Source organism: Paenibacillus sp. FSL L8-0333 (genome assembly GCF_037965665.1).
GTDB classification, from domain to species: domain Bacteria; phylum Bacillota; class Bacilli; order Paenibacillales; family Paenibacillaceae; genus Paenibacillus_AQ; species Paenibacillus_AQ odorifer.
Window position 1 is genome coordinate 4,125,982 of record NZ_CP150186.1, and the last position, 19,671, is coordinate 4,145,652.

17 protein-coding genes are annotated in these 19,671 nt (G+C 45.6%); all 17 read right to left on the reverse strand.

The window, feature by feature from the left end; all coding sequences use genetic code 11:
• Positions 1 to 13: 13 nt before the first annotated feature.
• Complete coding sequence (locus tag NYE72_RS18360; RefSeq protein WP_076100401.1) at positions 14 to 2,674, reverse strand: DNA translocase FtsK; 2,661 nt, start codon at positions 2,672 to 2,674, stop codon at positions 14 to 16.
• 78 nt (positions 2,675 to 2,752) lie between these two features.
• Positions 2,753 to 2,965, reverse strand: coding sequence for a YlzJ-like family protein (locus NYE72_RS18365; RefSeq protein WP_076100399.1), 213 nt, complete (start codon positions 2,963 to 2,965; stop codon positions 2,753 to 2,755).
• A complete protein-coding gene (locus NYE72_RS18370; protein ID WP_076100398.1) occupies positions 2,962 to 3,729 on the reverse strand; it encodes an ATP-dependent Clp protease proteolytic subunit in 768 nt (255 codons plus the stop codon). The genes NYE72_RS18365 and NYE72_RS18370 overlap by 4 nt, the downstream gene beginning before the upstream one ends.
• Before the next feature lie 213 nt (positions 3,730 to 3,942).
• Positions 3,943 to 5,622 (reverse strand): ribonuclease J, encoded by a 1,680-nt coding sequence (locus NYE72_RS18375; protein ID WP_036688436.1) that lies wholly within the window; start codon positions 5,620 to 5,622, stop codon positions 3,943 to 3,945.
• 510 nt (positions 5,623 to 6,132) lie between these two features.
• Positions 6,133 to 7,008, reverse strand: a complete 876-nt coding sequence (gene dapA, locus NYE72_RS18380; protein WP_036688439.1) for a 4-hydroxy-tetrahydrodipicolinate synthase — start codon at positions 7,006 to 7,008, stop codon at positions 6,133 to 6,135.
• A gap of 16 nt (positions 7,009 to 7,024) precedes the next feature.
• Entirely contained in the window at positions 7,025 to 8,248 is a 1,224-nt protein-coding gene (gene dapG / locus NYE72_RS18385) for an aspartate kinase (RefSeq protein WP_036688442.1), read from the reverse strand.
• Between the two features lie 260 nt (positions 8,249 to 8,508).
• A complete protein-coding gene (locus NYE72_RS18390) occupies positions 8,509 to 9,105 on the reverse strand; it encodes a dipicolinate synthase subunit B (protein ID WP_036688443.1) in 597 nt (198 codons plus the stop codon).
• A 1-nt stretch (position 9,106) separates the two neighbouring features.
• Positions 9,107 to 10,003, reverse strand: coding sequence for a dipicolinate synthase subunit DpsA (dpsA, locus tag NYE72_RS18395; RefSeq protein ID WP_036688445.1), 897 nt, complete (start codon positions 10,001 to 10,003; stop codon positions 9,107 to 9,109).
• 568 nt (positions 10,004 to 10,571) lie between these two features.
• A complete protein-coding gene (gene dut, locus NYE72_RS18400; protein WP_170914171.1) occupies positions 10,572 to 11,018 on the reverse strand; it encodes a dUTP diphosphatase in 447 nt (148 codons plus the stop codon).
• On the reverse strand, positions 10,993 to 12,261 hold the full coding sequence (locus NYE72_RS18405; RefSeq protein WP_036688449.1) for a pitrilysin family protein: 1,269 nt from the start codon (positions 12,259 to 12,261) through the stop codon (positions 10,993 to 10,995). Before NYE72_RS18405 ends, dut begins: the two co-directional genes overlap by 26 nt.
• Positions 12,262 to 12,339: 78 nt before the next feature.
• On the reverse strand, positions 12,340 to 13,323 hold the full coding sequence (locus NYE72_RS18410; protein WP_076272322.1) for a polysaccharide deacetylase family protein: 984 nt from the start codon (positions 13,321 to 13,323) through the stop codon (positions 12,340 to 12,342).
• Between the two features lie 235 nt (positions 13,324 to 13,558).
• Positions 13,559 to 15,661, reverse strand: coding sequence for a polyribonucleotide nucleotidyltransferase (pnp, locus tag NYE72_RS18415; RefSeq protein WP_036688453.1), 2,103 nt, complete (start codon positions 15,659 to 15,661; stop codon positions 13,559 to 13,561).
• A gap of 293 nt (positions 15,662 to 15,954) precedes the next feature.
• Positions 15,955 to 16,224: a 30S ribosomal protein S15 gene (gene rpsO / locus NYE72_RS18420; RefSeq protein WP_036656390.1), complete on the reverse strand. Its 270-nt coding sequence runs from the start codon at positions 16,222 to 16,224 to the stop codon at positions 15,955 to 15,957.
• A gap of 148 nt (positions 16,225 to 16,372) precedes the next feature.
• The gene (locus NYE72_RS18425) at positions 16,373 to 17,320 is read right to left on the reverse strand and encodes a bifunctional riboflavin kinase/FAD synthetase (protein ID WP_038571921.1); all 948 of its coding nucleotides are present in this window, start codon (positions 17,318 to 17,320) and stop codon (positions 16,373 to 16,375) included.
• A 37-nt stretch (positions 17,321 to 17,357) separates the two neighbouring features.
• On the reverse strand, positions 17,358 to 18,272 hold the full coding sequence (gene truB / locus NYE72_RS18430) for a tRNA pseudouridine(55) synthase TruB (RefSeq protein WP_036688456.1): 915 nt from the start codon (positions 18,270 to 18,272) through the stop codon (positions 17,358 to 17,360).
• Complete coding sequence (locus NYE72_RS18435; RefSeq protein WP_076106341.1) at positions 18,269 to 19,246, reverse strand: bifunctional oligoribonuclease/PAP phosphatase NrnA; 978 nt, start codon at positions 19,244 to 19,246, stop codon at positions 18,269 to 18,271. Before NYE72_RS18435 ends, truB begins: the two co-directional genes overlap by 4 nt.
• Positions 19,247 to 19,318: 72 nt before the next feature.
• Entirely contained in the window at positions 19,319 to 19,666 is a 348-nt protein-coding gene (gene rbfA, locus NYE72_RS18440; RefSeq protein WP_036688461.1) for a 30S ribosome-binding factor RbfA, read from the reverse strand.
• Positions 19,667 to 19,671: the final 5 nt, after the last annotated feature.

Below are 19,671 nucleotides of genomic sequence, written 5' to 3' on the forward strand. Positions count from 1 at the left end.
GGGCTTCTACAGCTTAGGAGCTGATCTTGTTATGCTGATATTGCTCAAGTGACATCAGCACCTCACGCGGCTTGCTGCCCTCGTAAGGACCGATGACCCCACGAGCCTCCATAGAGTCAATCAACCGGGCTGCACGGGTATAACCGACCCGCATACGTCGCTGCAGCAGCGACACTGAAGCCTGCTTAGCCTCTAGTACAATTTGTACGGCTTGCTCGTATAATTCATCCTGTGGCTCCTGATCCTCAGTGATTGTATCATCCACTTCAGGAACGATGGACTCATCGTATTCGGCTTCACCTTGACTGCTGACATATTGAACAATAGTCTCTACTTCTTGGTCACTCATAAAAGCTCCCTGTACACGAATAGGCTTAGATGCGCCCATTGGTAAGAACAACATATCACCTCGGCCTAACAACTTCTCTGCACCGGGCATATCCAGAATGGTACGTGAATCCACATTGGACGATACGCCAAAAGCGATCCGGGATGGAATATTAGCTTTAATTAAACCTGTGATGACATCTACTGAAGGACGTTGTGTAGCGATAATTAGATGAATCCCTGCCGCCCGCGCCATTTGTGCAAGTCGGCAAATCGCATCCTCAACATCATTGGCTGCAACCATCATCAAATCCGCAAGCTCGTCCACAATAACAACGATATACGGTAGAATAGCCGCTGGATTCTCAGCCATTAGCTTATTATAACCTTCCATATTCCGTGTTCCCGATTTGGAGAATAGCTCATAACGCTTCTCCATTTCGACTACGATCTTCTTCAAGGCTAGGCTTGCCCGCTTTGGATCTGTGACAACCGGAGCCAAAAGATGGGGAATTCCGTTATACACATTCAGCTCGACCATCTTAGGATCGACCATGAGGAATTTGACCTCATCAGGTTTAGCTTTGTATAAGATGCTTGTTATAATCCCGTTGATACAGACTGATTTACCGGAGCCAGTTGCACCGGCCACCAATAAATGGGGCATCTTAGCCAGATTGCCGATAATGGTCTGGCCGGAAATATCACGGCCAAAAGCAATCGATAATCTGGATTCAGCCTCCTGAAAAATCTGTGTTTCCATAACTTCGCGCATGGTAACAATAGACACTTCAGAGTTCGGAACTTCTATCCCGATCGCAGATTTACCCGGAATCGGTGCTTCCATCCGAATGTCTTTGGCTGCAAGTGCAAGGGCAATGTCATCCGTCAGATTTACAATACGGCTAACCTTAACCCCAATATCCGGTTGTATCTCATATCTTGTAACAGCTGGGCCTCTTACTACCTCCAGCACTTTAGCTCGTACCCCAAAGCTTTCAAGTGTTGCTTCTAATTTACGGGCTGTCTGCATATAATCATTCTGATCTCCAGCTTTGCCACCATTGTTAGGTTTAGCTAAAAGACGGAACGATGGCAGCTTATATGGCTTCGGTGGCGGTGGTGCTGGAGGAGCGGGAATAATCTCTCCATCTGGAGAAGCACCTAGCAGGCCTTCCAAGTCAATACTTACATTCTCCTCAGACTCATCCGTAGCCTGCTGCTTAACGGCATTAGCTCCGGCTACAGCAGGTTTAGCTGCTTCACCACGAGCTGCGGGTGAGAATTCACTCCACTCTTCCCGATCTTCTTCGTTTAAACCTTCTGAACGGATATGTTCAAAAAAATCTCGAATAATAGGCGTCACAGGTTCAATATCCAGATCCGCATCGTCAAAATCATGATCGATATCCTCTAATGGAATTACACGGCTATCTGGTGTTAATCCCGAAATAATCGGACCGCTCGAAGCACTTGTCACAATTGGACCCTGATCGTCATCCTCAGGATCTGCTTCCACCTGTGAACGCGTGGAGCCTGAGAACCAGCCAGATATTTTTTTCAAAAGGACGGGTTGTTTGCGATTAGGCAGATACCGATCGTCTTCGTCTTCTTCATCCTCGTCATCATAGACAGGCTGCTTCACCTGCCGAGCTTTAGCTGGAGCAGCGGCTCTAGATGGTCTCGCCGCTACTGGGACCGCCTTCGGGCGATTTGCAGCATGGAGACGAATCCCCTCCACAAACTTAACCGAGCGCACTCGCAAAAGCGTAAAAATCTCCACATATGACAAGTTGGTAATTAGCATAAAGCTGATCGCCAGCATGACGATCATAAGTAGCTTAGCGCCCAGACTGCCAAAAAGCCATAACAGCGCTGCATACTCCAACCCGCCGATGTAACCTCCGCTTATATCCTTACCCAGCATATAGACATTGCTGTCGTTCGAGCCAGGTGAAAGTGATCCCGAAAGATCATTATGTATTTGTGTCATTACATTGCCAGGATGTAACAAAGACAACGGGCCAAGCTTCTGCTCCATTGCAGATATTGTGCTCATAAGGCACATAGACAACAGAAGCAGAAGCACGCCAGTATGCCTGCTGTTCCACGAGGAAGGCCATCTTCGATGGATCATAACCATAAGTCCATAAAAAATGCCGACAAGCGGCAACACAAAATAAAATCTCCCTAATAAGTAACCCGCCATACTTGAAAGTGAGCGCCCTACGGCTGCTTCACCAGACAGTGCAATGACGGAAATAGTTATTAATAAAATTCCATATATTTCATATTTTAAAACGCTGCCGAGCAGCGCTTTTTTCTTCTTCTTTTTTCGTTTAGCCACGCCAGCCACCCCCGGAACAACATTATACCATATAATGGCGTGGCGTACCTATGTTCTCTTTTGTCAGAAATTGAATCTTTATGTTAATGTAATTATCGAACCTGGAGAGAACGCCGGATCTAGATAACGGTTCAGTGGACAATCCAATAATCTCACGATCCGCGCACGCCCTTCCTCCATCGGTTCTACCTGCATCAGCATGCCCTGCACACTCACTTCTCGGGTTGTTGCATAATTGTTAAATGCCCCCTCCCACACCTGTTCCATTGCAACTACTGTGTACAGTGTCATTGCGTAATCCCTCCTGGAGTCGATGCAGAGAAATCCCCGCCGATCATTCGGTTGAGATGCGCTAGAGCCGCTCCGATCCCGCCGACCTCATCCATAAGGCCATATTTAACGGCATCCAAGCCCCCCACAGCCGTCCCGATATCACGATTGAGCTCACCTGTCTTAAACATGAGATCACGGAACTGTTCTTCAGAAATACGCGAATGGGAAGTCACAAATTTAACGACACGTTCCTGCATTTTCTCCATATACTCGAACGTTTGCGGCACTCCGATCACTAAACCATTCATACGAATCGGATGAATCGTCATCGTTGCACTTTCGGCAATAATCGAATAAGTGGAGGAAACTGCAATCGGCACCCCGATACTATGCCCGCCTCCAATGACCACGGTTACCGTTGGCTTGGAGAGGGATGCAATCATTTCCGCAATTGCTAATCCCGCTTCTACATCTCCACCTACCGTATTTAAAATGATAAGCAGACCTTTGATGTTTTTATTCTGCTCAGCAGCCACCAGCTGTGGAATGATATGCTCATACTTTGTTGTTTTGTTCTGTGGAGGCATTACAATATGTCCTTCAATCTGACCAATAATCGTTAAGCAAAAAATATCAGGCTCTCCACTTGGGACTACCGTTTGTCCAAGCTCCTTAATCGCTCCCATTGCAGTGGGCGGCATATTTTCATTAGGATTCGGATTAGTTTCTCCTGGGACAACTTCCTCATTTTTTGCTCCATGTGATCCTTCGATGTAGTTCATCTTCGCAGCTCTCCCTTGTCATATGCAGCTCTAGTCTGCTGTTGCCTTACTAACAATCCTTAGTATGACATTTCAGGGTGCTGCCTTATGCAATTTTCAGCTTATGAAGTAATTATGACATGCAAAAACCCCTTCTCCCAAGGAAACCGTCCAATATTTCCGGGGAAAAGGGGCTCAGCCCTAGCTATATATTCATTGAAGGAGAAACTCTCCTTACACTTCCATGATAATTGGCAAAATCATCGGTCTGCGGCGCGTTTGTTCATATAAGAAACGGCCCAGCGAATCTTTTACGCTTGTTTTAAGGGAAGCCCACTCATTTACTTTTTCACTCATCAGGCGTTGCAATGTACTGGATACAATTCGGTTAGCTTCGTCGAGCAGTCCTTCGGACTCCCGAACATAAACGAAACCACGTGAAATGATGTCAGGTCCAGAAACAATGGCACCATTCTGTTTGCTAAGTGTAACCACGACAACCAAGATACCGTCTTGAGACAGCAGCTTACGGTCACGCAATACAATGTTACCCACATCGCCTACACCTAGTCCGTCAATCAATACGTTACCAGCCGTTACTTTACCAGCTTTACGAGCGGCACCGCCTTGGATCTCAACAATTTCACCGATTTCAGTGATGAAAATGTTCTGTGGATCTACGCCAACGGATTCTGCCAGCAAAGCATGTTTGCGTTGCATGCGGAATTCACCGTGGATCGGAATGAAGAATTTCGGCTTCATGAGGTTGAGCATAAGCTTAAGTTCTTCTTGGCTACCGTGACCGGATACGTGAACGCCGGAGTTGGAACCGCTGTAAATCACATCAGCGCCAAGACGGAACAATTCATCGATGGTACGGCCTACATATTTCTCATTACCTGGTACAGGTGTTGCCGCAATAATAACGGTATCGCCTGGCAGGATATCTACTTTACGATGACTGGAACGCGCCATACGTGTCAATGCAGACATTGGCTCGCCTTGGCTGCCTGTGCAAAGAACAACGACACGATTAGCTGCCATTCTATTCATTTCTTCTGGTTCGATCAGCATACCGTCAGGTACGTTCAGATACCCAAGCTCAGAAGCGATAGATACAACGTTAACCATACTACGGCCAATTACTGTAATCTTACGACCCGTGGATTCTGCTGCATTAACCACTTGCTGAATACGGTGCACATTGGAAGCAAAAGTTGCTACAACGACACGTTGCTCAGCTTTGCGGAAAATATCTTCCAGCACAATACCGACATTCTTCTCAGAAGGGGTAAAGCCTGGTTTCTCAGCATTCGTACTATCCGACAAAAGAGCAAGCACGCCCTTTTGGCCAATCTCTGCCATCCGATGCAGATTTGCAAATTGACCGTTGACTGGGGTGTGGTCAAATTTGAAATCGCCCGTATGAACAACATTTCCTTCCGGAGTCTCAATGCATACACCCACGGAATCAGGAATGCTGTGATTGGTTCTAAAGAAAGTTACCTTAAGTGAGTTCCCCAATTGAATTTCTGAATCTTCGTTGATCAGAATCCGTTTGGTGTCACCCAGCAGGTTCGCTTCCTTCAATTTGTTCTCTACAAGGCCTAAAGTTAATCTTGTTCCATAGACTGGAACATTCAAATTCTTCAAGACATAAGGCAGACCACCGATGTGATCCTCGTGTCCGTGAGTAAGCACAATACCTCTTACCTTGTCACGGTTCTCTGTCAAATACGAGATATCAGGAATTACGATGTCAATACCGAGCATATCCTCTTCCGGAAACTTGAGTCCCGAATCCACGACTACAATGTCAGCTCCGTATTGAATAACATACATGTTTTTCCCGATTTCTCCGACTCCGCCCAATGCGAAAATCGTCAATTTATCGTTGTTGTTTTTTTTGGACAAATGAATCTAACCCTCCTATGATGTTGGACGTCATACTTTTATTGGTAAATATCGAACTTCGATTATTTCAGCGGCGCTGAACACATTTCTTTCAAACAGCCAATAACTTCCAATCGACGAGGAAATTCCTGAAATCTGTAAAATGCGCAATGCGAAAGCTCCCGATTCCGGGCAGTAAAGTTCATATTGAAGCGGACAAACGCCGTCAAAATTCACCGTCGCGCCCCTCGCGCGAAGACATGTCATTTATTTAAACAGACTCATCTTGGGACCTATCCTGTCTCACAATGTATTACATTGACGGAAGATTACCGCATATTTAATTTTAACCGCACCCAGTCACTTAAGATCATTATACATGATTTTTTTGGCAAAAGACAAGTCATCCGCCTCGTATCCAAATTCTTTCCTTAAATTCGCCTCAATATTTCAGAAAAAAAATATAAATGCAAAAACCGGCTCCCCCAATAGAGTAGCCGGTTTAGAACGTTCATCATCAATGATTAATTCTTAGTGAAATAGTCCTTCAATAAAAGCCGCTTCCGCTTCCGTTGGCGAAATAAGTGGCAATCTGACTCCGCCCACAGGGATCCCCTTGAGTCCTAAAGCATATTTTACTGCTGATGGATTGGGCAGCGGTTGTGGGCATTCAAACATTCCTTTAAAAATCGGGAACAGCTGGCGATGAATCTCTCCAGCAAGCTGAACATTGCCGGAGGTATAAGCGTAAATCATTTCTGACATCTGCGCACCAACCACATGGCTAGATACACTTATAATTCCGTATCCACCAACAGCCAGACTGGCAAGACCCGAGGCATCATCACCTGTATATACACGGAAATCATCTGAACAAGCAGAGGCAATAAGTGTTACCTGATCCACAGACGCGCATTCTTTCGTAGCAATGATGTTCGGAATCTCAGCAAGTCGCAGGGTAGTGGCCACGCTCATACTTACACCTGTTCGACCTGGAACATTATATAGAATCACTGGTAATGAAGTCTCTGAAGCAATCGTGGAAAAATGCTGATAAAGACCTTCCTGATTCGGTTTATTATAATAAGGAACGACCAAAAGCACTCCATCTACACCTATTTTCTCTGCTTCCTTCGTCAGATGAATGGAATGTTTCGTGTTATTGCTGCCAGTTCCAGCAATAACTTTACAACGTCCATTCGCCTTTTCCAGCACAAAAGAAAACAGCTGCAGCTTTTCCTCATCGCTTAACGTAGGCGATTCCCCTGTCGTTCCGCAGACAACCAAAGCCTCTGATTTCTGTACCTCAATTAAATAATCGACAAGCTGTGAAGTTACATCCCAGTTGATTTCTCCATCCCCATCAAAAGGGGTTACCATGGCTGTTATTAATCTTCCGAAATCCACTTTGAATTCCTCCTTGTCAGCGGTGCAATTCAAACATAGCATGCAGCGAACGCAAGGACTGCACCATATCTTCTTTTTTCACAAGCACCCATATCGTTGTATTCGAATCTGCGGATTGTAGAATTTGAATGTTTTGCGAGCTAAGCGCCTCAACGATGCGCGCCATAATACCAGGCACACCGTTAATTCCTCCCCCGATAACAGAAACTTTGGCACAACCCGATAAACTCTTAGGTCGCAAACCCAGCTGTTGCAGAGCAGAAATAGCCTTCTCTGATTTGTCATCAAAAACCGTATAAAGAGCTTCCGTAGGTGTTACATTAATAAAATCAACGCTTATCCCGTTATCTGCCATACTCTTAAAGATTTGCAATTGCACTCCGGTTCCGTTACCGTCCGGGCATTCCACAGAAATCTGTGTAACATTGCTGACATAAGCAATCCCTGTAACGAATCGATCCACAATACCCCCTGCTTGGATATCGTTAAATCCTTCTGGATTCGTAACCAGCGTACCTTCAGCTTCTGAAAAGGTTGAACGAACACGAACTGGAATCTGTGCCTGCATAGCAATCTCAACCGCACGTGGATGAATGACTTTTGCTCCCTGATGAGCCATATTGCAAATTTCTGTATAACTAACGTAAGTTAATGGCTTAGCATCTTCAACGATCCGTGGATCAGCTGTAAGTATCCCGTTAACATCCGTATAAATATCCACCATATCAGCATGAAGAGCAGCACCAAGTGCTGTAGCAGAGGTATCACTACCGCCACGGCCTAAAGTTGTTAAATCACCCGCTTCAGTCTGGCCCTGGAACCCGGTAACAATAACCACTTTATCCTCACGCAGCTCACGGAGAATGCGTTCCGGACGTACATCCAGAATTCTGGCATTGCCATAGTTGCTGTCTGTCAGAAATCCTGCCTGAGCTCCCGTTAATACTGTAGAAGCGATACCTTCATTCTCCAACAGCCCACATAGAGTAGTAGCTGAAATAATTTCACCGCAGCACATCAGGAGATCTTTTTCCCGGTCAGGAAGTGCATCTCCGTTCTGCACGGCCCAATCCAGCAAAGTGTCTGTTGCGTAAGGCTCTCCGCGACGGCCCATGGCCGATACAACAATAACAAGACTGTAGCCACTTGCCAGCTCTCTTTTGACATTGCGGATTACGTGTTCTCTAGCTTGCGGTGTGGATAGCGATGTTCCTCCGAATTTTTGTACCAGAATACCCATGTATAATTCCCCCATTATTATCAAAGCAAACACACTAATCATTCGTGAAAAGATTACGGTACGTGAGCTTATTCGTTAAGTAAGTTGTTAAATGGCTGTACCGCCCTCGAACCTGAGGACGGTAGCAATATTGCTTATATTTTTTTGATAGCAATGAACTTAGCTGTTTCCACTACGTTATCTTGGCACTTCTCATTGCTCATTTGGTGCATCTCCCCTTTTATTGTCCACAACAAAATCAGCCGAGCTCTGTTAATTTTCTATGCTGAATGAAACCGTTCGATGATCATCGGCTGTAGTTGTTTACCTTGCAAAGCGGCATAGCAAGCTTCCGGGATAAGATCCATGCGTGCCACGAGCGAGTTAGGTTTACCCTCAGGGTTATCTTGACCGAATGGTACAAAATAAATATGTTTAGCCACCAGAAGCTTAGCAATATTTGCGGCATTTAGGCCCAATCCATCATTTGTAGATATCGCTAGAACTAGTGGACGTCCGTTGCGCATCTGCGATTTAGCTGCCATTAGCACGGGACTATCCGTCATGGCATTAGCCAGTTTACTCGTTGTATTTCCTGTGCAAGGTGCTATTGTCAGCACATCCAGCAGCTTGGAAGGACCCAGCGGCTCCGCTTCAACAATTGTAGAAATGATATCATTCCCTGTTATATCTTTCAACTGTTTTAACCAATTTTGCGATGTCCCAAAGCGGGTGTCTGTTCCTAGTACAGATGCTGAAACTATAGGTACTACGTTTGCTCCCCCGTCTACGAAGCGCTGAATTTGTGGCATTACCTCAGCAAAAGTGCAATGAGATCCAGTGATCGCATACCCTACTGTTTTTCCGTGCCAATCCATTTTATTCGTCCCCCTTGATTAAAGCCTCGTCCGAAATCGACTGTACCAGCGCATTTGCCATAATAATCCCAGCGCTTTTTGGAGCTACAATGCCAGGGAGTCCTGGAGCCAGCATCGCCTTAATCCCACGTTTTTCAGCATAACGAAAGTCACAACCGCCTGGTGCAGATGCCAGATCAATAATTACGCAATGCGGCGCAAGCCGCGAGAGCACCTGAGCGGTGATGATCATACTTGGTATCGTATTAAATATAAGATCCACATCCGGTACGTGAAGCAGCAGCTCACTGGTCATAAAAGGCTTCCAGCCCATTTCCTCAGCACGTGCATAATGTTCTTGTTTTCTGACACCAACCTTTACACTAGCCCCCAGTCCCTGTAGACTTCGAGCCATTGTAAATCCAGTTCTACCTAAACCAAGCACCATTGATTTCGAGCTGTGAATCGTAAAATCCGTGTTCTGAATGGCCATTACCAGCGCTCCCTCCGCTGTCGGGATAGAGTTGTAAATAGCCACATCATCACGATTAAGCAGTTCGATTAACTTTAGTGAGTGCTTGGTACACATCCCGCGCAAGTAACTTTTAGCCATACCGGTATACACTAAACAATCGGATGGCAGCGCAGTGAAATGCTCCTCCAGAATCGTTAAACGCTCAGAAGAAAATAGAGCACTAATATTTCCTTCATCATCACAGCCTACCGTAGGCAACACTAATACATCTGCATTACTTAGCAGCTCTACCGTCAATTGTTCCAGGCTCACCCCTGGGCTAGGGGTCTCCCACTTATCGAACCCGGCAGCGCTTACCGTCGCATCCAATTCCACACATTTCCGAATCACTTCAAGCTGTCTCGCGTCCCCGCCCAGGAACACGATCCTGACGCCAGTAAGCATAGGGATGACGCTCCTTTCAACATACACTATCGACTATAAAGCATCTTATGCTGGGCATAGTTAATGGGTGAGGAGCGGAAATGAAATCCCCGGCACGCATGGTGATGGCTGATGAGCAGATGGCTTACGGCTGATGAGTTACGGACCGAGATGCAACTATTTGTGTATTTTTTGTCTTTTAGGAGGAGTTTCGGACTGGAGAGCTCATATTCGACATAAACAGGTTCGATATCAGGTGTTTTTGATCCAATAGTGACACTGGGGTCCGAAAACAGCCGAATTAAGCAGATTTGTTGTTAATAAGAGCGCTGAGGTCCGATAGGGGCTTCGTTTTTAATTTGACGGTAGGGTTAGAGTTGTGGCAGAGCGCCAATGAAAATGCTGAGTTTATTCGATGGGGAAATCGGATGTAGTTGGAGTAGCAGATAGTACTTTATAAAATGCTATCTGCATAACAATCGAAGAAAATAATGTTTAATGATAATTAACTCTGCATAACAAAAAAAGCTCACGAATCATGCCTTGGGCATGAATTCGTAAGCTTTTTAAATGAATTATATCAACAATCTTATTTGCCAGTATGACCAAAGCCTCCGGCTCCGCGTTGTGTTTCGGACAACTCTTCCACTTCCACCAAATTAACCACTGGAACAGCTTGAAATACCATTTGGGCAATCCGCTCATTGCGAGCGATAGCAAACGGCTCCTGCCCCAGATTGATCAAGAGTACTTTGATCTCTCCGCGGTAATCAGCGTCTATAGTTCCAGGTGTATTCAAGCAGGTAATCCCGTGCTTCAAGGCCAGTCCACTACGCGGACGGATCTGCGCTTCAAGCCCCTCTGGCATAGCCAGTGAAATCCCTGTTGGAATTAAAGCACGCTCTCCTGGTGCAAGTACAATTTCACCCGCAACTGCAGCATAAAGATCATAACCGGAAGCTTGCTCCGACATTTTACAAGGAAGATTTACATCCTCGTTTCCAGTAAGTTTATTGATTTGTACGTAATAAGACAAGATCATCTCTCCTAACATTTGCAATAGCTTTATCTGATGAGCCTACCATCGCTAAAGAAAGCGGCTCCGCGAACATATGGTCCAGCACACTGTTGATATTGTCCATCGTCACTAGCTGAATTTTGGCGATCATATCGTCCAATGTATTATGTCTTCCGAGCATAAGTTCATTTTTTCCGATACGGTTCATTCGGCTGCTAGTGCTTTCGAGACTAAGAATGAGACTGCCTTTAAGCTGCTCCTTGCCTTTTCTCAGCTCATCTTCACTGAGGCCGTTAGTAGCAAGTTCGTACATCATTTCCTTGATTAACTCCATGACATCTTTTGTTTGCTTGGGCGCTGTACCGGCATAGACCGTAAACAGACCAGAATCTGCCTGGGAGCTGTGATAGGAATACACCGAATAAGCTAATCCGCGTTTTTCACGAATTTCCTGGAACATACGGGAGCTCATCCCTCCGCCTACGGCATTATTGATCAGCACCATAGCATATTGCAAGGGATCGCCAGAACGTACGCCAGGCAAGGAAAGACAGATGTGATTCTGCTCTGTTTTCTTGCGGTGAAATAAGAGTTCCCCATAGTAATCTGGTGGAGTCAGCGGCGCACTTGTACCATGATTATCAAAAGAACCAAAATGCTGTTCCAGCAGTTCGATCAATCCATCACTAATGTTGCCGGCTACACTTATAACCGTATTCTCAATCGTGTATTGTTCCTTCATATACGCCCGAAGATCATCCGGCTTCATCTCCATCAGCCGTTCCTTCAAGCCAAGGATGGAATACGCTAGCGGATGGTCCTTGTAGGCAGCAGCACACATCAAATCATGTACAAGATCATCCGGCGTGTCTTCGCACATGGAGATTTCCTCAAGGATGACATTCTTTTCTTTCTCCAGCTCTTCAGCGTCCATCCGTGAACGGAAGAACATATCCGCTAATACATCTACAGCGATGGGCAGATGCTCATCCAGTACTTTAGCATAATAACATGTATATTCCTTTGAGGTAAACGCATTTACATTGCCGCCGATGGCGTCAAACTGCTCAGCAATATCCTTGGCGCTGTACCGATCCGTACCTTTAAAAAGCATATGTTCTACAAAATGGGATATCCCGTTGTTTCCAGGATGTTCATTCCGAGAGCCTGTCTTTACCCAGATTCCGAAAGAAACGGACCGGCCAGTCGGGATTTTCTCCATTACCACTCGTAAACCATTGGATAACACTATTTTTTCCACTTCAAGTCCTCCTGGCAAATAGCCATGTTCTATCTAATTTAATTACACGTGCCTATAATCCTACCAGAAATACAGCTCTCACTCAACATTAGAGGGGATCAGCCGCTCTGCTGAGAGCGTTTGACTAACTGTGCCTAACTGCAACCCTTTTGCTTTGATTCCACGTATCATGGCCCTCAGAGCTTTGGAGGATGAGGCTGTGGGATGCATTAAGACTAGAGTGCCTGGTTCCGCTTTGCTTGTGATTTTGGCAACTACAGATTCAGGAGAAGGATTACGCCAATCCACGGTATCCACGGTCCATAGTACGGTCTTGAGCCCTAAACTGCTGGCAATTTCTACTGTCTCCTGATCGAAATCACCAGAAGGGGGTGCGAACCATTTATTAGTGACTCCAAGCGATTCCTTTAACAGCTTTTGTGTCTTCTCAATTTCTACAGTAGCTCGCGCACGACTTAAAGTACTCATATTAGGGTGGGTATAAGCATGATTCTCCATCTCATGACCACGTTTTAGCATTTCTTTAGCCAGCTCCGGATTTTTACTCAGCCAGCTCCCATCCAGAAAAAACGTAACTTTAACGTTCTCTTCATCCAAAACATCCAACATTGGCACAATGTACTCATTTCCCCACGCCACATTAATCATCAACGATACCATCGGTTTGGCCGGATTCCCACGATATATGGGTTCAGCTCCCAGTTGATTCAGTGATATCTGTGGTTCAATCTGCCGATACACAAATTTTATAGGTTCTTTTGGCGCCAAAAGAGCATTCCGATATGTACTCTCTACATCAATCTCAAGTCCGTTATAACCCGGAATCGCCTTCCATACCCGATCAACCACGGCATTCACTGGAGGGGCATTAAGTTTGGCTGCGGCGGTCTCAATCCGTGTCCGAAGATCATTGTTCTCCGGCTTAGAAATATCCTTCCACACAGCTAGGTCATCCTGCGGCTTCAATTGCGCAAGCATGTCCTTTACCGGTCCCTGAGTGCTGCCAATTCCTATCACGATCGCAATACAAGCAACCACTAAAGCCACTTTTTCCGTCTTCATGACGACTTCCTCCCCGGCAGAAACGACTTGTAGTCCGTTCCACACGAATACAAAGACACTTTGTCCCAATCTATGAGACAAGAGAGGAATTTATGTCATAAGAACAGAGGCAAGAGGCGTGATAGTGATGCACTTTACTTTATTTCATATAAAAAAAGAGCCAGAACGCAATCGCTTCTGTCTCCTTTTATTATGCTATTAGGTACCTTAGAAAAGGTACCTCTACAATTGAAACTTAAGCTTTAGCTCCAGTTTCCGAAGTCAATACCGCTTTACGCGACAGGTTAACCCGGCCTTGTTGGTCGATTTCCGTAACTTTAACGGTAATTGTATCCCCGACAGCTACAACATCTTCAACCTTAGCTACGCGCTCAGTGGACAATTGGGAAATGTGTACCAATCCGTCTTTACCCGGAATTAGTTCAACAAATGCTCCGAATTTCTCAATACGTCTAACTGTACCCACATAGATTTCTCCGACTTGTACTTCACGCACTAGTCCTTCGATAATCGAACGTGCCTTTTGGATCATCTCTTCATCTGAAGAACCGATAAAGACACGGCCATCTTGTTCGATGTCGATTTTTACGCCGGTTTCTTCAATAATTTTATTGATAATCTTACCACCAGCACCGATAACATCACGGATTTTGTCCGGATTGATGTTGATAATAATGATTTTTGGAGCATATTTGGACAGATTAGGTCTTGGCGCAGAGATCGCTTCATTCATTTTGTCCAAGATGAACAGACGGCCTTCTTTAGCCTGCTGAAGTGCATCCTGAAGAATGTTGCGGTCGATACCGGCAATTTTAATGTCCATTTGAATAGCTGTAACACCTTCTGCTGTACCAGCTACCTTGAAGTCCATATCTCCGAGATGATCTTCCATACCTTGAATATCCGTCAGGATGGAGACATGCTCTCCGTCTTTGATCAGACCCATTGCTACTCCGGCTACCGGTGCTTTGATTGGCACACCAGCGTCCATCATAGCCAGAATGCTGGCACAGATACTTGCCTGGGAAGTAGAACCGTTAGATTCAATCGCTTCTGATACTAGACGAATCGTGTACGGGAATTCAGTTTCACTAGGTATAACCTTGGATAATGCACGTTCTCCAAGTGCTCCATGACCGATTTCACGGCGTCCTGGTGCTCTAAGCGGACGAGCTTCCCCTACGCTGAACGGCGGGAAGTTGTAATGGTGCATGAAACGTTTCGTTTCAGTAGGATCGATTCCGTCGAGAATTTGCACATCACCTAGTGCTCCAAGGGTACAAACGCTAAGGATTTGTGTTTGTCCACGTGTAAACAGACCGGAACCGTGTGTACGCGGTAACAGACTTGTATCACATTCAATCGGACGGATTTCATCAAGTTTACGTCCATCTGGACGAACCTTATCATGTGTGATTAGACGTCTTACTTCATCCTTCACGATATCATGTAGGACTTCTTTAACATCTTTCAGAAGCTCCGGTGCTTCTATGTACTTCTCTACGAAATACGCAACCGCTTCATCATTAACGACATCAATCGCTTCCTGACGCGCATGTTTTTCAGCTATTTTAACGGCTTCCACCAGACGAGCCTCAGCAAATGCACGGACCTCAGTATTCACGTCAGCATTCACTGTATGCAGCTTCACAGCCATTTTTTCTTTACCAGCCACTTTAACCAGTTCTTCAATGGTTGCAACGATCTTGCGGATTTCATCATGACCGAACATAATCGCTTCGAGCATCACATCTTCCGTCACTTCGTTCGCTTCTGCTTCAACCATCATGATTGCATCCTTCGTTCCAGCAACCACTACATAAACATCACTGATTGCTTGCTGAGACATATCCGGATTGATCACAAACTCTCCATTAATCCGACCTACAGCAACGCCGCCGATTGGTCCATCAAAAGGCACATCGGAAATACTAAGTGCAGCTGAAGTACCGATCATAGCAGCAATATCTGGTGCGCAGTCCTGATCCACACTCATTACCATGTTCAATACCTGAACATCGTTACGAAATCCTTCAGGGAACAGTGGTCTGATTGGACGGTCTGTCAAACGGCTTGACAGAATCGCTTTCTCACTCGGTCTACCTTCCCGTTTAATAAATCCGCCAGGAATTTTACCTACCGCATATAATCTTTCCTCATAGTTGACTGTAAGCGGGAAAAAATCCAGATCCTTAGGCTCTTTCGAAGCCGTAACGGTACATAATACCGAAGTATCCCCGTAACGCACCATAACAGCTGCATTTGCTTGTTTAGCCAGGCGGCCCGTTTCCAGCACAAGGCGTCTTCCACCCAGCTGCATTTCTACACGTTTTTCCATAAATACCTCCTTGAATAGTAGTAGACCCGCAGTCTAAAATAGCAGGTTCACATATCGATCTAAATGAATTGGAAAGGCTTGTCCCAAAGGGAGGCTACCTATTCTGTATGCATATAAGAAGAAACGGCTGGGCCTTACTGAAAAGTAAAGCCGCCGTTTTTGCGAATAATCTCATCGATCCTAATATTAAGTTTTCCCTAAATTTTCAAAAAGCAACCCAGCTGTCCCGCTGTCGCTCCGAGAAGGACATACGGTATACAACCAGGCTGCTTTAAGAGTAATCTTATGGAAAATTAACGACGCAATCCCAGTCTTTCGATCAGGGCGCTGTAACGTCTGATGTCTTTGTTTTTCAAATACGCCAGAAGTTTACGACGTTGTCCAACCATTTTCAACAATCCGCGACGGGAGTGATGATCTTTCTTGTGCGTACGCAAGTGGTCAGTCAAATTAACGATGTTCTCCGTTAGGATAGCAACTTGCACCTCAGGGGATCCAGTATCGGATTCGTGAGTTTTGTGCTCGTCGATCAATTGATGTTTACGTTCTTGAGTTAATGCCATCCTGTTCACCTCCTTCAATATAATCGCCACTAGCCTCGTCACCGTCGGTGAGAACGTGCAACCAAGCTAAGGTTATGATGCTGTAAGCCAGCAACGTTACTTAGTATAGCATCTCCATTAACAAAAGTAAACGGCTTGTCCGGGATGACTATAAATTATACTCCAGAATCTTCTTCGCGGTTTCTGCATCCTCGCCAATCTGAGTAATCAATGCCCCAATGGAGTCAAACTTCCGTTCTGGACGAATGTAAGATACCAATTCTACCTTAAGCTCTTGATCATACAGGTCACCCTCGAAGTCAAACAGATGTACCTCAAAGCTCGGAGTCAACACACCCTCATGAAAGGTTGGTTTAACGCCCACATTCATAACCCCGTACAGAACTTTATCCTTATAAAAGACTCGAACCGCATATACACCTTTGGTCGGAATGACAAAATGATCACTGAGCTTCAAATTGGCAGTTGGAAAACCAATTGTGCGGCCTCTCTTCTCACCATGCCCCACTTCACCACGCAGATGATAGCAACGTCCGAACCAGGAGTTTGCCAGTCCCAGATCTCCATTTTGGAGACTTTTGCGAATGCCGGAGCTGCTAACCTTTTCGCCTTCAAGCAGAAAAGGAGGAGCAACTTCCACATTCATAACACCTTCACCCAGCTTACGAAGCATCTCAACATCGCCTTCACCTTGGTAGCCAAAGCGAAAGTCAAAGCCAACAACTGCAGTTACAATATGTAGCGGCAAAAGCATAACAGAGACAAAATTCTGTGGACTAACCCGGGAAAGCTGCTCATTAAATTCAATAACATACAGGATATCTACACCCATGCTGGCAAGAATCTCTTGCTTTTCAAAGGGTGGCGTCAAGTACCCTTCATAATCCCCCTTACCCATAACATCTTTGGGATGAGGATGAAATGTAAGGACTGCAGCCGGCACACCTTGTTTACGGGCTAAGGCCACAGCGGATGTAATGACACTGGCATGTCCACGATGCAGGCCGTCAAACTGCCCTAGAGCAGCCACTTGAGGTTGTGCCCATTCGGCAGCAGTCTCCGGCGACATCGGATAGGTTAACGTTACGGTTCTCACGCTGTTTCTCACCTACAATTCACTTGGTAAAATTGATTTAAGCTTGTGCAAACACTTTTACTGGGGCAATAGCACCTGTCTCTTCCAGCTCATAAATGCCAAGAAACAATCCCTGAAGATCGTATAGCCGAATTTGACCTGCTGTCTTCACTTCTGGAGCAATGAACCGCGAAGACAAACGTTGACCCTGCAGTGCTGCCTTCTTCTTCTCATCCATAACGGTATGCTTAGGCAAATGCGAAATTGCCTCATCAGCAGCGATTAAATGATCTTCTAATGTTCCGGCTTCCTTGTGCGCGGCAATATCCTCAAGGGATAAACAATGGCTGGCAGAAATTCCTGCCGACATTGTTCTCTCCAGCTTCACCATTACACCCGGCAGTCCAAGCGCACGACCGATATCAACACAAAGTGTTCGAATATACGTGCCTTTGGAGCATAATACCCGGAAAGTGATGTCGGGATGATTACCTTCCCAAGTCATATCCGTCATTTCGATTTCATAAATCTCTACTTCACGACTTTTTCGTTCAACGGTCTTGCCTTCTCTAGCCAATTCATAAAGACGTTTGCCATCCACTTTCACCGCAGAGTACATGGGAGGAACCTGAGAAATTACACCTTTGAAAGAGGCAAGCACTGCAAGAATCTCTTCCTCAGTTACATGAACCTCATCTACAGTTTCCGTAATGGTTCCAGTTAAGTCTTCAGTATCACTGGACATCCCCAGTCTCAGTGTTGCCACATATTCTTTGGGCAGCTCCTGAATATACTCCACAACGCGAGTCGCACGTCCCAGACAAAGCGGCAATACACCAGTCACTTGGGGATCTAGTGTCCCCGTATGACCAATCCGTTTCATGCCGAGAATACGACGTGCCTTGGCTACAACATCATGTGAAGTGAAGCCTGCCGGTTTATAAACCGCCAGAACACCTTCTAGTTCACTCATAAATGACGTCTTACCTCCTCAAGCACCTGAGCTATTGCCTCTTCAAGCGTAGCTTCTATACGCGCACCTGCAGCACGGGTATGACCGCCGCCTCCAAACGTTTGCGCCAATGCAGCCACGTCTACTTTACCTGCAGAACGTAGACTAACCTTGACCGCATGTTCGTGAATAACTTTAAAAAGAATGCCTACTTCCACGCCCCGAATATTACGAGGGTAGTTTACGATTCCTTCCAAATCTTCATTAGCAGCAGCACATTCGATCATATGCTCGGGTGTAACATATAGCCAGGCAATATCTCCTTCAGGAGATAATTCCAGCGTATTTAAGGCTTTATTTAATATTTTAACCTGTGGCAGCGTCATTTCTTCAAGCAATGTCTCAGCGAGTTCAGGACCGTTAACTCCAAGGGATAATAGCTCAGATACAGCTGCCATTACTTTTGGTGATGTGTTGGTATAACGAAAACCACCGGTATCTGTTAACAGACCCGTATATATAGCTGTGGCGATATCAATATCCCATTCGATCTCGAATGTCTTCAGCAGGTCGAACAATATTTCCGCTGTCGCAGCTGCATCCGGTTTGATTAAATTAACGAATCCATAACCGTTATTTGTTGGATGGTGATCAATGTTCAGGATAAGAGCCTCATTCGCAAAATAGCGGTTTGTCAGCCCTACTCGCTGAAAATCCGCACAATCCACACAGATGACGTTGCTGTATTGACGGGGCGGTTCACTAGAGGCCATATTAATGATTTCATCCGAATGCCATAGGTATTCCATTCGCTTCGGGATCGGTCCTTCATTCAGCATAGTGTATTTTTTGCCCAGACATGAGAGAAGCCAGCCCACCGCAAGGGTGGAGCTGACTGCATCTCCGTCCGGCTGAACATGCGACACTACAAGGTAATCGTCGTGTTCCAGCAGAAACTCACGGGTCTGCTGGAGACTTTGTTCATAGCTCTGCATTCGCCGTCTCCTTTTTAAAGGTTGTTCAAAATAGCATAACGCTATTTTGAACCCCACTTTAATCACTTATTTCTAATCGTTCTTATGAAGCTCTCCAAGAAGCTTCTCAATATGACTGCCATAAGCGACAGATTCGTCGATCTTGAAGATCAGCTCCGGTGTATGCCGAAGGCGAATGGCCTTGCCAAGCTCTGAGCGAAGAAAACCATTGGCTTTCTCAATCGCTTTAAGCGAGTCTGCCTTCTGCTCTTCATCCCCGAACACGCTTAAGTATACCTTGGCTTGCGATAGATCGTTAGTCACATCTACGCCAGTTACAGTTACAAAACCGATTCGAGGGTCTTTCAGACCGCTTTGGATAAGTTGACTAAGCTCTTTCTTGATCTGCTCGCCCACTCGTCCTGCTCTAATTTTAGACATCTATA